We start from the raw sequence: 14,120 nt of genomic DNA on the forward strand, positions 1-14,120 counted from the left end.
TCGACTATTGCTGCGCTTACCAGGGTGCTGGCTGCCCTAGAACACAACATCGCCAAGAAAAGTGCCGTTTGGCGAAGAAATGGCGGGCATACGTTCGTCTTCAATTGCCTCCACCAAGCCCTTCAAGAGATCGGCCGTCCCCTGTACGTATTCCTTGGTGAATACCTCCAGCCGGTTTCCGTCTCCGTCGATTCCATTGCGATGCACGCAATGATGTCGATATTCGATTGCTTGCAGGAGCTTCTCTCGCCCGTCATCCCCTAGAATTTTGAATAGGTCGACTTTGAATGCCGCGTTGTAGAGCGATCGAACTCTTGGAATGTTGTGGTAGACAAGAGACTTTAAGTAATTTCGCACTTTTGTCTTGACGAATTCGGGATCGGAAATGATCTGGACTAAAGTGAATTTTTCACGCGTAAGATCGGAGTCAGAAGCTAACAGCCGCAGTAAAATCTCATTTTCTTCCATCACTGCATTGATCAGTGTATCTGCGAGATATGCCTCAAGTGCACTCACCAATTGGGCGAAGATCATTCTATTCAGCAAGTGGGCGCCGTTGCCGCCGTGTTCCTTTAAAAGGTCCGCTGTGTGGTGATATGTGTCTAAGAAGATTCCAGTTGGGTCATCAGGGACTGCGTAGCTTGCCCAATCATCCTCGTCTGGCCGTGAGAAAAATGCCATGTCGGCGTTGACGTGAGTGTCAGGAAATTCATCCAGTGTCACCTCACAATGACCGCCACTATTAAAGACGTAGGCTTGAAACTCCGAGCTGCATCTCGGACAAACTACTTCTGTCGATCCCTCTGACATCATGTCAGACGAACGTTCCATCGCCGACCAGTCAGGCTCTGGCACTTCAACTGAGGTTGATGTCAATTGCTTACATTCAGGGCATTGAAACGTCACGTCCGTTTCAAACCGTTGTGCGACCATTTTGATTCCCTGGCTGCTGCTTTAGTCGAAGTTGCTAAGTTGTAAGATAGAATGTCTTCCCCCAAACAAAAACCCCGGCGTTTCCGCCGGGGTTCTGCATTGCGTAGTTCGCGTGGAGCGAAGTGGCCGGATCAGAAATCCATGCCGCCCATGCCGCCGCCCGGGGGCATGCCGCCGGCGCCGGCGCCACCCTTCTTCGGGAGTTCGGCGACCATCGCTTCGGTGGTGATCAGCAGCGCGGCAACGGAGGCCGCGTTCTGGATTGCGGTGCGGACCACCTTGGTCGGGTCGATGATGCCCTTCTTGACCAGGTCGCCGTACTCGCCGGTCTGGCTGTCGAAGCCGTAGTTGTACTGGTCCTTCTCGAGCACCTTGCCGACGATCACCGAGCCGTCTTCGCCGGCGTTGATGGCGATCTGGCGGGCCGGGGCGGAGAGCGCCTTGCGGACGATCTCGACGCCGGTCTTCTGGTCGTCATTCGCGGTCTTGATGCGCTTGAGCTGCTCGGAGGCGCGCAGCAGAGCGACGCCGCCGCCCGGGACGATGCCTTCCTCGACCGCGGCGCGGGTGGCGTGCATCGCGTCGTCAACGCGATCCTTGCGCTCCTTGACCTCGATCTCGGTGGCGCCGCCGACGCGGATCACCGCGACGCCGCCGGCGAGCTTGGCCAGACGCTCCTGCAGCTTCTCGCGGTCGTAGTCCGAGGTGGTTTCCTCGATCTGCGCCTTGATCTGCGCGACGCGGGCCTCGATGTCGGCCTTCTTGCCGGCGCCGTTGACGATCGTGGTGTTTTCCTTGTCGATCATCACCTTCTTGGCCTTGCCGAGCATCTGGAGCGTGACGTTCTCCATCTTGATGCCGAGGTCTTCCGAGATCGCCTGGCCGCCGGTCAGGATCGCGATGTCCTGCAGCATCGCCTTGCGGCGATCGCCGAAGCCCGGCGCCTTGACGGCCGCGACCTTCAGGCCGCCACGCAGGCGGTTGACGACGAGGGTGGCGAGGGCTTCGCCTTCGACGTCCTCGGCGACGATCACCAGCGGCTTGCCGGTCTGCACCACGGCTTCGAGCAGCGGCAGCAGTTCGTTGAGGTTGGAGAGCTTCTTCTCGTTGATCAGGATGTAGGCGTCGTCGAATTCGACGCGCATCTTGTCGGCGTTGGTGACGAAGTAGGGCGAGATGTAGCCGCGGTCGAACTGCATGCCCTCGACGACGTCGAGCTCGGTCTCTAGCGACTTGGCTTCCTCGACGGTGATGACACCCTCGTTGCCGACCTTCTTCATCGCGTCCGACAGGAACTTGCCGATTTCGGCATCGCCGTTCGCCGAGATGGTGCCGACCTGGGCGATCTCCTCGTTCGAGGTGACCTTCTTGGAGTTCTTGACGAGATCGGCGACGACGGCTTCGACCGCGAGGTCGATGCCGCGCTTCAGATCCATCGGGTTCATGCCGGCGGCGACGGCCTTGCCGCCTTCGCGGACGATCGCCTGGGCCAGCACGGTCGCGGTGGTGGTGCCGTCACCGGCCGCGTCGGCCGACTTCGAGGCCACTTCGCGCACCATCTGGGCGCCCATGTTCTCGAACTTGTCCTCGAGCTCGATCTCCTTGGCGACTGTGACGCCGTCCTTGGTGATGCGGGGCGCGCCGAACGACTTGTCGAGCACGACGTTGCGGCCCTTGGGGCCGAGCGTGACCTTCACCGCATTGGCGAGAATGTCCACGCCGCGCAGCATGCGGTCGCGGGCGTCGACGCCGAATTTGACTTCTTTAGCTGACATATGAGGTTTCCCTGAAAACTGGTTGTGGACCTCATCCTGAGCAGCCGGCCCGGCCGAAGGGCGGGGCGGCGTCTCGAAGGATGATCTGGTTGAACGTTGCGTGGCTCACCCTTCGAAACGCCCCGGCTTCGCTCTTCGAGCTGCGCCGCGGCTCCTCAGGGTGAGGGCTTTGCGTGCGTCAGGCCGCCTTCTTCTTGGCGGGGGCGACGTCGGTGATGACGCCCATGATGTCGCTTTCCTTCATGATCAGCAGCTCCTTGCTGTCGATCTTGACTTCGGTGCCCGACCACTTGCCGAACAGCACCCGGTCACCGACCTTGAGGTCGATCGGGATCAGCTTGCCGGCTTCGTCGCGGCCACCCGGGCCGACGGCGACGATCTCGCCCTGCGAAGGCTTTTCCTTGGCCGAGTCAGGAATGATGATACCGCCAGCGGTCTTCTCTTCGGCGTCGATGCGCTTGACCACGACGCGGTCGTGAAGCGGACGGAAATTCATGCAGATCCTCCTAAGTTTCTGAACAGTTTTCAGAATTTCTGGAAATTGGCAGTCGTGCCCGGCGAGTGCCAAGCCGACATTGAGGACATAATCCGCCGCATTCGGAGAGACAAGGGTGGATAGCAGAAAAATTGGCACTCGGGGGGAACTTCTGCCAATTCCCCTGATCAGGATTAATGCAACGACGCCACCCGCGGCCTCCCCACGACTTCCCGTCGGCTGCTAGCACTTCCCGTAAGTCGCTGCCAACGCTGACATTTTACACAGAACGTTAAACTTTTGGGCTTGAGATCAGTTACTTCGTGACGTCACAATTGAGGCCACCCACCGGCGGAAGTGGAGACCGGACCCGGCGGGCAGTCAGAACGAGCTGCAGGGCACATCGACGACGCAAGCCGGTCACCACTTTTGCTGAATGCGCTCTAGCCCAGGAGGTTGGCATGGACGGACAAGGTGCGGTTTCTGAAGACTTCAAGAAACAGGTGCTCGGCTATGGTTTGACCACGGCGGAAATTCTCTATCGCCGCCCGGATCGCAACTGGCTGCTGCAGAGCTACACCTGGCAGAACTACGACCTGTTTCCGCACTTTCCGGCGCTGAAGGACTTCCTGTCGTTCTGGGAAAAGGAGCTCGAGGGACCGCTGTTCTCTGTCACCGTGGCGCATTCGAAGCTGATCAAGCCAGCCGAGCTGCGCACCGTCGACGGCGTGTTCCGGCTGCATTGAACGGCAAAGGCGAGGCAGCCCGCGGACGGGCTCAGTCGGTCCGCGGGCCGGCTGCCGCCGTCGGCCGCAGCGCCGGCGGGTTCGGGTCGTAGGCCGACCAGAATCCGGCGTCGCGCTGATACTGGCAGATCCGCTGGGTCACGCCGGCCAGCTTGATCCAGCGCCGTAGCGCGTCGTCATAGTCCATCTGCTTGTCGTCGAGGCGCCAGCCCGGCGGCGACCAGCCGGAATTGCCGTTGATGGTCGGCAGGCCGATCCGCATCGAGATCCACATCGCGTCGACTTCCTTGAGCGAGATGTCGGACGGCGGTCCCGAATTGACCACGAACACCTCGCAATCGGCCGGCGGCGCCGGCACCGCAGCGAGCCGCGCGAGCTCGTCGCGTCGCGACAATTCACCGGGCTGCAGGTTGATCTGCTCGATCAGGCAGACCGCCAGCACCAGCGCCGCGATCGCCTGCCGCGTCCGCAGCCGGCCGAGCGGCGCGGTGGTGATCCAATAATGCAGCAGCACGGCCAGCCCGGTCACCATCCACAGATGCACCAGCAACTGGATTCGCCCGGCGGCCCGGATCGCCACGGCGCCGGGCACGATCTGGTAGGGGATCCAGAACACGCTGAACGTGCCGACGCGGAAGGTGAACAGCCACGATAGCGCCCAGACCGCGACGCAGGCGACGCCGACGACGAGTTGCCACGGCATCGCTTCGCCCGGCCGTCGCGCCCTGCGCACGACGACAACCAGCGCCACGGCCGCCGCCGTCAGCAGCGGCGTCACGGCGAGAACCCGCTCGTGGTCGGTCTTGCCGAGCAGGAGGTCGACCAGCCAGCCCCACATCAGGTTGGTGTGGCTGACGTTGATCAGGTCCTTGGGGAACGGCGCGTAGCTGAGAAATTCACGATACGACCGGCCCGACAATTCGTGCAGCGCCGGCAGATAGATCACGACCAGCGGCGCCACGCCCACCGCGAAGCCGAGCGCGGCCGCGGCGAGCATCGCGGCGCACGGCCGGATGTTGGTCCAGAGCAGCGCCACCATGGCGCGCCACCGCAGCACGGCGACGGCGCACAAGGCGAACAGCGCGGTGAAGACGAACAGCCACGCGACGTAGAACAGGGTCGAAAACAACAGGCCGAACAGCAGCCCGGCCAGCGCGGCGCGGACCAGCGACCACCGCGTCGGCCGCGGGAAATCCTCGATCGCCCACAGCGCCAGCAGCATGATGCAGGGCACGTAATACAGCGCGAAGAAATTCGGATGCCCCTCGGCGGTCTTGAACATCAGATTGTTGGGAAACGTGATCAGGACCGCGGCGCAGATCGCGATCGCAGGCGACAGCCGCAGATAGCGCACCAGAATCACCAGGCTGGCGACGAAACAGGCCAGCGACAGCGCGATCGCGAACACCTGCGAGGCGAGGAAGGGATCGAGGCCGAGCGTGCGGAGCGCCGAATAGGGCAGGATGTCGAGCAGGAAGGCGTCGGTGTAGCCAAGCACGTTCTTCTGCGGGAAATAGAACGGCGGCGACAGGAATTCGGCGCGCCCGCGCAGCGCGTTGAACAGATGCTCGTGCAGATAGGCGATCAGCCGTCCGTCGCCGGGACTGCCGAAGATCCAGTCGAACGACGACAGCAGGCTGGAGCGGAAAGCGATCGCGGCGGCCGCGGCCCATGCGACCAGCCCGGCAAGGAGGGTGCGCAGCCCGAGCGAGCCCGCCTGATCGCGCAACGTTGTGACTGGCAATCCGATCTCCGCAACTCAGGTGACGGCTGATCGATTGCGAAGCGGTATTCCACTCGGTCGAGACATCCAGCTCGTTGGAACCACACTGATAGCATCATTGAGGAAAAACGAAGAAGCCGGGCGGGCCTGCCCGGAGCGCATTTTTTCATATTCTAAGGGGATTTCCTGACGCGCGCGGGGGTGGACGAGGTGGCGCCCGATCCCGTCCTGTTTCGCGACATTGCCCTGGAGGGCGTGGCACGTCCGGCCGGACGAACGGGCGGTGCGCGATCCGTCCGCCGGATCGTCCCGCCGAGGGCGGCATCGGCGCCGGCGGACGTCGCGCTACCGCTGCTCCCGCGAGTTGCCCGCAAGATGCAACCGGACAGCTGGAATTGGGGGCGGCGACACCGGCCGCAGGCTTCGAGCCGGTGATGGCCACCGCGGAGCCTTCGGTCCGCTTGCCGTGCATCCGATCTGCGTTCCGCCGTTTATGCGATGGCCGGCAACGGATTACTAAGCATGAAAGTCCCGCCGCGCGGGGGCGGGGATCGAACCAACCCTTTACTCATTAATTGAGCGAATAGGTTGTGCGAACACGCATGTATCCCGCTCGGGAAACTACGTAGTTTCCACAGGTATCAGGACGGGATGATGGGCACAAGGGATCGGTTCGTCGCGGGCGATCCGGAAATCAGGCTGGTTGCGCTCGAACACGCGAACGACGCCGTGGTGATCGTCGATTGCGATCGTCTGGTGCGGTATATCAACGTCGCGGCGGAGGCGATCTTCGGGCTGAATCGCACCGAGGTGCTCGGTCGGGAGGTCGGTGTGCTGGGCCCGCAACTAAGCGCGTATCTCGCGCAGCCGGAGTTCGGCGCGGTCGATGACGATAGCGCGCTCGGCGAAGCCGGTTGCGAAATCGCCATCAGCCGCGAGGATGGAACGAGCATTCGCGCCGCGGTGTCGGTCTCCCGCGTTCGGCTCGGCGGTGGCTACACCATCGCGTTCGTCCGCGACATCACGCGGGAATACGAGCAGCGCGAAGGGATGGCGCTGCTGACGTCGATCGCCGACCGAACCAGCCGCGCCTGCATCGTCACCGATCGCGAGCTCAACATCGTCTACACCAACGCCAGCTTCACGCGGCTGTTCGGATATTCGGCCGAGGAGGCCAAGGGGCGGCAGGCGGGCGATCTGCTCGCGGGCAGCTACACCGATCGCCGAACGCTTGCGACCCTGCAGTCCAGGGGCGTCGAGGACGAGGGCGGCGAAGAAGAGATCCTGCTCTACAACAAGGACGGCAACGAGATCTGGGTCTCGGCCGACGTCAAGGCGCTGCGCAACGGACGCGGGCGGATCTACCGCCGGTTCGCCCTGTTGACCGACATCTCCGAGACCGCGCAGTTGCGGTCGCTGCAGCAACTGACCCTGAGCGCGCTGGCCAATGAAATCCCGATCACCGAGATCGCGGACCGGATCTGCAGGTTCGTCGAGAAGATCGCGCCGGACGTGGTGTCCTCGCTGCTTCACATCGATTCCGGACTGCTTCGTCCGCTCGGCGGCCCGAGCCTTCCGGACGAATATTCGCGGGCTCTGGAAGGCATCGCGATCGGGCCGGAGATCGGATCGTGCGGGGCAGCAGCCTATTTCGGCGAGCCGGTGCTGACGACCGATATCGACAAGGATCCGCGATGGCAGCCGTACAAGGCGCTGCCGCTGGCCGCCGGGCTGCGCGCCTGCTGGTCTTCGCCGATCAAGGCCAAGGACGGCCGCGTGATCGGAACCTTCGCCTTCTATTTCAGGGAATGCCGCGGGCCGAGCCGCTGGCACGAGCGCATCGTCGAGGCCTGCCTGCATCTCGGCGCGCTGGCGATCGAACGCAAGGAAGCCCGCGCCCAGATCGCACGGCTCGCTTATTACGACATGCTGACGGGCCTGCCGAACCGCGCGCGTCTGCGCGATCTGATCGGCCAGGCAACCTCGGCCTGTCCGGTCGGGAAGCACGTCGCGCTGGCGTTCCTCGACGTCGACAATTTCAAGGACGTCAACGACACGCTCGGCCATGCGGCCGGCGATGATTTCCTGGTCGAGTTCGCGCAACGCCTGCGCAGACAGATTCAGCCGCGCGACATGCTCGCGCGGCTCGGCGGCGATGAATTCGTCATCGTCATGCCCGGGCGCGACGCGGCCGAAGCCGGGCTGGTCGCGTCGCGGATCGCCGACGCATTGGCGAAGCCGCTCGGGATCGGGACCCGGCAGGTGCCGATGTCCGCCAGCATCGGTATCAGCCTTTATCCGGACAACGCGACCGACATCGATACGTTGATCAGGCAGGCCGACACGGCGATGTATCAGGCCAAGCGCGCCGGGCGCTCGACCTATCGGTTCTTCAGCGAAGACATGAACGGCGTGGCCGAGGAGCGCATGGCCTACGGCGCAGCGTTGCGCAACGCGATCGCGCTCGATGCGCTCGAGCTGCACTATCAGCCGCAGGTCAGGACCTGCGACGGCGCCATCCATGGCGTCGAGGCGCTGGCGCGCTGGAACGATCCGGTGCTCGGCACGGTGTCGCCGGCGAAGTTCATCCCGCTCGCCGAGGAATGCGGGCTGATCGAACAGATCGCGCTGTGGTCGGTTCGCGCCGCGTGCCGGCAAATGGCGGCATGGCGGGAGCAGGGGCTGGATATCCCCTGCGTTTCCGTCAACCTGTCGCCGATCAATTTCCAGAACCGGAATCTCGCCGCGGTGGTATCCGACATCCTTGCCGAATTCCGGCTGCCGCCCGACGTGCTGATGCTCGAAGTGACCGAGGGCGTGATCCAGAACGAACGCTCGCTCGCGATCGAGACCATGAATGCGCTGCGCAGGCTCGGCGTCGGGCTGTCGCTCGACGATTTCGGCACCGGCTATTCAAGTCTCAGCCAGCTCGCGCAGCTGCCGATCCGCGAATTGAAGATCGATCGCGGCTTCATGAGCGACATCGAGCAGCAGTCGAGTGCGCGGGCGGTGGTGACCGCGGTCGTTCGTGTCGGCCAGAGCCTGCAACTGAGCGTGATCGCCGAGGGCGTCGAGACCGACGGGCAATTCGCGGTGCTGGCGGAGCTGGGATGCGACGCCGTCCAGGGCTTCCTCTACGCGCCGGCGCTGACGCCGGCCGCGTTCGAGCTCTGGCTGGTCGACTACAGCGCCCGGCGCGCGGAGGCGATGACCCGGCGTATCGCAGAAAAGTCGGCGGCTTCGTCGTCCGAGATTCGCGCCGCCGCCGTCAGGCGGCTGGGCTAGGCGGGCTTCGCAACGGCGTCGTTCGGAGCCACGGGTTTACGTCATCACGCCGACCACCGCGCCCATCAGGCAGGTGGTGAGGGTGCCGGAGACGATCGATTTCAGGCCGAGCGCGGCGATCTCCTCGCGGCGCTGCGGGGCCATCGCGGTGAGGCCGCCGAGCATGATGCCGAGGCTGCCGAAATTGGCGAAGCCGCACAGCGCATACAGCATGATCAGCCGCGAGCGCGGATCGAGCGCGTCGGGCGCGAGCTTCGACAGTTCGACATAGGCGATCAGCTCGTTGAGCACGGTCTTGATGCCCATCAGCGAGCCTGCGGTGACGGCCTGGGGCCACGGCAGGCCGAGCAGCCAGCACACCGGCGCCATCGCATAGCCCAGCATCCGCTGCAGCGAGATCGGCGCGCCGCCGATGTCCGGCAGAATGCCGAGCGCCGCGTTGGCGAGATACACCAGCGCCACCAGCACGATCAGCATCGCAATGATGTTGAGCAGCAGTTCGAGCCCGGCGGCGGTGCCTTTGACCACGGCGTCGATGCTGCTGACCGCGATCCGCTCCGGATCGGCCAGCGCGCCGCCGGTCGCGCGCGGCTCGGTCTCGGGCACCATGATCAGGCTGATCAGGATCGCCGCCGGCGCGCCGAGCACCGAGGCGATGACGAAATGCGCCGCCGCATCGGGCAGATGCGGCGCCAGCAGGGTGGCGTAGAGCACCAGCACGGTGCCGGCGATGCCGGCCATGCCGCCGGTCATCACCAGGAACAGCTCGCTGCGGGTGAGCTGCGCCAGATACGGCCGGATGAACAGCGGCGCCTCGACCATGCCGAGAAACACGTTGGCCGCGGTCGACAGCCCGACCGCGCCGCCGACGCCGAGCGTGCGCTCCAGCAGCCACGACATGCCGTGCACGATCGGCGGCAGGATCCTCCAGTAGAACAGCAGCGTGGTGAGCACGCTCATCACCAGCACGATCGGCAGCGCCTGGAAGGCGAGGATGAAATCCGCGCCGGGCGCCTTGACGTCGAACGGGGCCGCGCCGCCGCCGAGATAGCCGAACGCGAACGAGGTGCCGGCGCGGGTCGCCGCGGCGATCACGCCGACCGCCTCGTTGATCGCGCCGAAGGCTTGCGCCGCGCCCGGCAGCTTGAGCATCAGCGCGGCGGTGCCGATCGTCACCGCGAGCCCGATCACGATTTGGCGCAGCGAGACGCGGTCACGATGTTCGCCGCAGGCCCAGGCGAGCATCAGCAGCGCGAAGATTCCAACAGCAGATTGAAGTTGCAGCATCAGTCCCCCGCGCCATTATGCCGATGCCGGGCGCGGTGACCAGCATGGGTGGGGCAGATTCGATCTGCGACTTTGTGCTCAGGGCCTGACCGCGCGAGACGGCGTCGCGAAGTCTGCCGCATCGCGGCGCTGTCATGCGCGCCGTGCTAGAGAGGCCGTCGCGTCGGCGGGGCGCGGCGGGACGGCAGCGGATGACGAACGATCGAATCATCGCGACCTATCATGTGACGAGCGAGCCCGGACGGATCGCCGACCGCGCGCAGGGGCTCGCGATCGAGCAGAGCGTCGAATGCCCGCTCGATGCGATCGGCGACCCCTGGGTGTGCGACGCGATTCTCGGTCGTGTCGCGCGGATCGACGAGCTGGAGAGCGGCCGCTACGCGGTGCGAATCGCGCTGGCGTCCGCGACGGCGCCGGCGGAGCCCGGACAATTGATCAACATGCTGTTCGGCAACGCCTCGATCCAGCCCGACGTCGCGCTGGTCGATGTCGAACTGCCGCCGTCCTATCCCGAAGCGTTCGGCGGCCCGAAGCTCGGCCTCGACGGCATCCGCGCGCTGACCGGCGTGCACGGCCGGGCGCTGACCGCCTCGGCGCTGAAGCCGCAGGGACTCGCGCCCGCGGCGCTGGCCGCGATCGCGCGGCAACTCGCGGAGGGTGGCGTCGATCTGATCAAGGACGATCACGGACTCGCCGATCAGGCCTACAGCCCGTTCGCGGCCCGGATCGCCGCGGTCGGGGGCGCGGTGGACGCCGCCAATCAGGCGAGCGGACGGCGGACGCTGTACGCCCCGCACGTCACCGGCTCGCTCGACGACATGCGGCGCCAGCTCGACCTGATCCGTGCAGAAAGTATCCCCGCGCTGATGATGATGCCGATGATCGTCGGGCTGTCGAACTTCCATGCGATCGCCCGGGAGGCCGAGGGGCTGGCGGTGCTGGCGCATCCGGCGCTGTCGGGCGCGACCAGGATCGCGCCGCTGCTGCTGCTCGGAAAACTGTTCCGGCTGTTCGGCGCCGACGCCACGGTGTTTCCGCATCATGGCGGGCGGTTCGCCTACACGCCCGAAACCTGCCGCGCTTTGGCGGATGCGGCGCGCGGCGACTGGGGCGGGCTGAAGCCGTGCCTGCCGGTGCCGGCGGGCGGCATCGCGATCGATCGCGTCGGCGAGCTGTTGGCGTTCTATGGTGAGGACGTGATGCTGCTGATCGGCGGCAGCCTGCTCGCGGCGCGCGAGCGCCTCAGCGAACAGGCGGCGGAATTCGTCGCGGAGGTCGCAGCCCATGGCCAGTGACGAGACCAGCAACGAGCAGCCCGGCGTCCGCAGACAGACGACGCCCGGCCGTTGGGACGGCGTCGCGCTGATGCCGTACAAGCAGGCCGACGCCGCGCCGTTTCGCGACGTGACGCGGCAGGTGCTGTTCGCCGATCCGAACCTCGCCTGCGAATGGCGCTATTTCGAGGTCGATGACGGCGGCCACTCGACGCTGGAGCGGCACGCGCATGTCCATGCGGTGATGATCCATCGCGGCCGCGGGCAGTGCCTGGTGGGCGCTACGATCAGCGACGTGGCGGCGGGCGACCTGGTGTTCATCCCGCCGATGACCTGGCATCAGTTCCGCGCCAATGCCGGCGACTGCCTCGGCTTTCTCTGCGTGGTGAACGCCGAGCGCGACCGGCCGCAACTGCCGGGCGAGGGCGATCTCGCAGAGCTGCGGGCGAGCCCGGCGGTGGCGGATTTCATCCGGACCTGTTCGCCCCCGGAATAAGGTCCCGCTGCCGATATCCTTATCAATTCATTAACTCGGCGAACGTAACGATCCACCCTATTATGAATGGGGGCTTCCATGCGGATCGGAAGTGCTGCGTCTTACCATAACGATGTCGCCGTGCTGCAATTGCTGTCGCACTCGGCGTCCACCTCCGGCAAAGGCGCCGGCCAGTCCTCGACCGGCGCGAGCTTCGGCGGATGGAATGCCGGCGGCTCGTCCGCCGCGCTGTCGACCTATACGGCGAATGGGACGCTCTCCGGCGGTGCCGGCGCGATCTCGCTGATCAAGACCATGGCGGCGTCGGGCACCTTCGCGAACGCCGCCAGGGGCGTTGCCGACGATCAGGTCCGCGCGCTCGTGCGCGACGGCAAGATCGCGCAACTGCCGATGCCGAAGGATTTCGATGCTTCGGGCCTGAGCACCGCCGAGCAGAACGTCTACCATGTCGTGCAGACGCTGCAGAGCCTGTACGACGCTCAGCCCAAGACGCTCGACGACGCGCTGGCGGGTCACGTCGAGACGGTGCTCGACAGCTATCCCGAAGCGATCGCGCGGATGAAGGACGGGCTGGCGAACGGCACGCTGCCGGAGTCCGACGGCTGGAACGATGTCATCGCCAGGTACGAGACCGAACTCTCGGCGGCGCAGCAGGGCAAGATGAAGATCACCGGGATCGACGACCTGGGCCTGGTGCAGACCACCAACGAGTTCAGCGTCTCGTCCAACGGCATCGGCTGGAGCGGCAGGGGCACCAAGACCACCGCCGATATCCCGGCGCTGCAGGAACTGCTCGGCACCAACAACGTGCTGCCGGGTGGCAGCCCATACACCGGCAGCTACGTCATCAGCTGGTAGCTGCCGGGCAGGTCCGGAACTCAGGCGAGTTCGATCGGGCCGTGGTCGTCGCAATGGCCGGCGTGCGGATGGTGCAGGCGGCCGTCGACCAGATAATCGACATGATCGCCGTGCGGCACCGCCTCGTGGCCGCAACCGGGGCCGTGAGTGTGGCCGGCGCAGGCGGTCTGCGGCGTGCACTGCACCGGATTGGTGTCGCTGACGGCAATGACGTGCTCGTCGACGTGATCGCCGTGCATGTGGTGCAGATGGCCGTCGTGCAGATAGTCGACATGGCCGTCGTGCCTGACCGCGGTGTGACCGCAGGCGGGACCATGCTGATGATCGTGGTTGGCGTGGTGGCTCTCGTTGCAGGTCGTCATGATGGCGTCTCCCTGTGGCGATGATGCCGGTTGGATATGTGAAGCTGACCGCCTAATGTTTCTGCTTGTTTCCAGCAAAGCAAGAGACGGTGGGCGGATCGCATGCATCAATCGGCTTTGGACAAGTTCCGGGTTTTTCTCGACGTCTATCTGCCGGCGCATGTCGGCCGGCCGCTCTCGGTGATGGACGTGGGAAGCTGCGCCATCGACGGCGCCGACACCCATCGGCCGGACGTCGTACGGCGTGGGTGGTCGTATCTCGGCATGGACATCGAGCCCGGACCGAATGTCGATCTGGTGGTGTCCGACGGCTACGATTGGACCGAGATTGCGGACGACAGTCAGGATGTCGTGCTGTGCAGTCAGGTGCTGGAGCACACCCGCCATCCCTGGCGTCTGGTTCAGGAAATCGCCCGCGTGTTGCGTCCGCGTGGGCTCGTCTTCCTGGCGGCTCCCAGCGCCGGACATGTGCATCGCTATCCCGAAGACTGTTTCCGCTACAATCCCGATGGGCTTCCGGCGCTGGCGGAGGCGGCGGGCCTCGTCGTGATCGATGCCAGCGTGCAACGGCGTCAGGTGTATCGAAGCAACATCTGGCGCGATGCCGTCGCAGTGGCGCAGAAGCCGCAGCTGGAGCCGGAGCAGGCGGGACGGAATCACGCCCGCGCCCAGCTCGCCCGGTTGTCGATGCGGGCCGATCTTGTGCCCGGCGATCTGGCGGCGGTCGACTTTGCGCCGCGCTCCGCCGAGCCGAGCCAGATCGCGACGCTCGCGCCGGTTCGCGACAGCGCGTTCGAGCGACGCGACGCGGAACTGGCCGGGCAGCGCGATCCGCTGCGCCGCGCGCTGCAGGTCCGAAGCCATCTGTCCGCGGCGCTGAAGGCGCTCACCCGGCCGGTGTGACGG

The 14,120-nt window shown here is 65.2% G+C and carries 12 protein-coding genes; 6 read left to right on the forward strand and 6 right to left on the reverse strand.

What is annotated here, in order from left to right; genetic code table 11:
• Positions 1–36: 36 nt before the first annotated feature.
• From ACTZWT_RS11495 to ACTZWT_RS11505, 3 genes are all read right to left on the reverse strand, one after another.
• Positions 37–933 carry a hypothetical protein gene (locus tag ACTZWT_RS11495; RefSeq protein ID WP_444769794.1) on the reverse strand — a complete coding sequence of 299 codons (897 nt, stop codon included), beginning with the start codon at positions 931–933 and terminating at the stop codon, positions 37–39.
• A 131-nt stretch (positions 934–1,064) separates the two neighbouring features.
• On the reverse strand, positions 1,065–2,708 hold the full coding sequence (gene groL / locus ACTZWT_RS11500) for a chaperonin GroEL (RefSeq protein ID WP_322516670.1): 1,644 nt from the start codon (positions 2,706–2,708) through the stop codon (positions 1,065–1,067).
• Between the two features lie 178 nt (positions 2,709–2,886).
• Positions 2,887–3,204 carry a co-chaperone GroES gene (locus ACTZWT_RS11505; RefSeq protein WP_322516671.1) on the reverse strand — a complete coding sequence of 106 codons (318 nt, stop codon included), beginning with the start codon at positions 3,202–3,204 and terminating at the stop codon, positions 2,887–2,889.
• A 440-nt stretch (positions 3,205–3,644) separates the two neighbouring features.
• Between ACTZWT_RS11505 and ACTZWT_RS11510 the strand changes: the two genes are divergently transcribed.
• On the forward strand, positions 3,645–3,929 hold the full coding sequence (locus tag ACTZWT_RS11510) for an usg protein (RefSeq protein ID WP_444769795.1): 285 nt from the start codon (positions 3,645–3,647) through the stop codon (positions 3,927–3,929).
• 31 nt (positions 3,930–3,960) lie between these two features.
• Here the strand turns inward: ACTZWT_RS11510 and ACTZWT_RS11515 are convergent, their stop codons facing one another.
• Positions 3,961–5,673, reverse strand: a complete 1,713-nt coding sequence (locus tag ACTZWT_RS11515) for a hypothetical protein (RefSeq protein WP_444769796.1) — start codon at positions 5,671–5,673, stop codon at positions 3,961–3,963.
• 633 nt (positions 5,674–6,306) lie between these two features.
• Here ACTZWT_RS11515 and ACTZWT_RS11520 point away from each other — a divergent pair.
• Positions 6,307–8,937: an EAL domain-containing protein gene (locus ACTZWT_RS11520; RefSeq protein WP_444769797.1), complete on the forward strand. Its 2,631-nt coding sequence runs from the start codon at positions 6,307–6,309 to the stop codon at positions 8,935–8,937.
• 36 nt (positions 8,938–8,973) lie between these two features.
• Here the strand turns inward: ACTZWT_RS11520 and ACTZWT_RS11525 are convergent, their stop codons facing one another.
• Positions 8,974–10,224 carry a NupC/NupG family nucleoside CNT transporter gene (locus ACTZWT_RS11525; protein WP_444769798.1) on the reverse strand — a complete coding sequence of 417 codons (1,251 nt, stop codon included), beginning with the start codon at positions 10,222–10,224 and terminating at the stop codon, positions 8,974–8,976.
• A gap of 191 nt (positions 10,225–10,415) precedes the next feature.
• On the opposite strand from ACTZWT_RS11525, the gene ACTZWT_RS11530 reads away from it, so the two are divergent.
• From ACTZWT_RS11530 to ACTZWT_RS11540, 3 genes are all read left to right on the forward strand, one after another.
• Positions 10,416–11,519 carry a RuBisCO large subunit C-terminal-like domain-containing protein gene (locus ACTZWT_RS11530; protein ID WP_444769799.1) on the forward strand — a complete coding sequence of 368 codons (1,104 nt, stop codon included), beginning with the start codon at positions 10,416–10,418 and terminating at the stop codon, positions 11,517–11,519.
• Positions 11,509–11,994: a cupin domain-containing protein gene (locus ACTZWT_RS11535; RefSeq protein ID WP_444769800.1), complete on the forward strand. Its 486-nt coding sequence runs from the start codon at positions 11,509–11,511 to the stop codon at positions 11,992–11,994. The genes ACTZWT_RS11530 and ACTZWT_RS11535 overlap by 11 nt, the downstream gene beginning before the upstream one ends.
• 78 nt (positions 11,995–12,072) lie before the next feature.
• Entirely contained in the window at positions 12,073–12,852 is a 780-nt protein-coding gene (locus tag ACTZWT_RS11540; protein WP_444769801.1) for a hypothetical protein, read from the forward strand.
• 20 nt (positions 12,853–12,872) lie between these two features.
• Here the strand turns inward: ACTZWT_RS11540 and ACTZWT_RS11545 are convergent, their stop codons facing one another.
• Positions 12,873–13,214 carry a hypothetical protein gene (locus ACTZWT_RS11545; protein ID WP_444769802.1) on the reverse strand — a complete coding sequence of 114 codons (342 nt, stop codon included), beginning with the start codon at positions 13,212–13,214 and terminating at the stop codon, positions 12,873–12,875.
• Between the two features lie 102 nt (positions 13,215–13,316).
• Here ACTZWT_RS11545 and ACTZWT_RS11550 point away from each other — a divergent pair, with 102 nt between their 5' ends.
• Entirely contained in the window at positions 13,317–14,117 is an 801-nt protein-coding gene (locus tag ACTZWT_RS11550; RefSeq protein WP_444769803.1) for a class I SAM-dependent methyltransferase, read from the forward strand.
• Positions 14,118–14,120 lie beyond the last annotated feature (3 nt).

This window comes from Rhodopseudomonas sp. NSM, assembly GCF_052445935.1.
GTDB lineage: Bacteria > Pseudomonadota > Alphaproteobacteria > Rhizobiales > Xanthobacteraceae > Rhodopseudomonas.

Bases quoted from the DNA above. Each gene is read 5' to 3' on its own strand.
- ACTZWT_RS11520 (WP_444769797.1), top strand. From the start codon at position 6,307: ATGGGCACAAGGGATCGGTTCGTCGCGGGCGATCCGGAAATCAGGCTG.
- ACTZWT_RS11495 (WP_444769794.1), bottom strand. From the start codon at position 933: ATGGTCGCACAACGGTTTGAAACGGACGTGACGTTTCAATGCCCTGAA.
- ACTZWT_RS11505 (WP_322516671.1), bottom strand. From the start codon at position 3,204: ATGAATTTCCGTCCGCTTCACGACCGCGTCGTGGTCAAGCGCATCGAC.
- ACTZWT_RS11525 (WP_444769798.1), bottom strand. From the start codon at position 10,224: ATGCTGCAACTTCAATCTGCTGTTGGAATCTTCGCGCTGCTGATGCTC.
- ACTZWT_RS11540 (WP_444769801.1), top strand. From the start codon at position 12,073: ATGCGGATCGGAAGTGCTGCGTCTTACCATAACGATGTCGCCGTGCTG.
- groL (WP_322516670.1), bottom strand. From the start codon at position 2,708: ATGTCAGCTAAAGAAGTCAAATTCGGCGTCGACGCCCGCGACCGCATG.
- ACTZWT_RS11510 (WP_444769795.1), top strand. From the start codon at position 3,645: ATGGACGGACAAGGTGCGGTTTCTGAAGACTTCAAGAAACAGGTGCTC.
- ACTZWT_RS11545 (WP_444769802.1), bottom strand. From the start codon at position 13,214: ATGACGACCTGCAACGAGAGCCACCACGCCAACCACGATCATCAGCAT.
- ACTZWT_RS11530 (WP_444769799.1), top strand. From the start codon at position 10,416: ATGACGAACGATCGAATCATCGCGACCTATCATGTGACGAGCGAGCCC.
- ACTZWT_RS11550 (WP_444769803.1), top strand. From the start codon at position 13,317: ATGCATCAATCGGCTTTGGACAAGTTCCGGGTTTTTCTCGACGTCTAT.
- ACTZWT_RS11535 (WP_444769800.1), top strand. From the start codon at position 11,509: ATGGCCAGTGACGAGACCAGCAACGAGCAGCCCGGCGTCCGCAGACAG.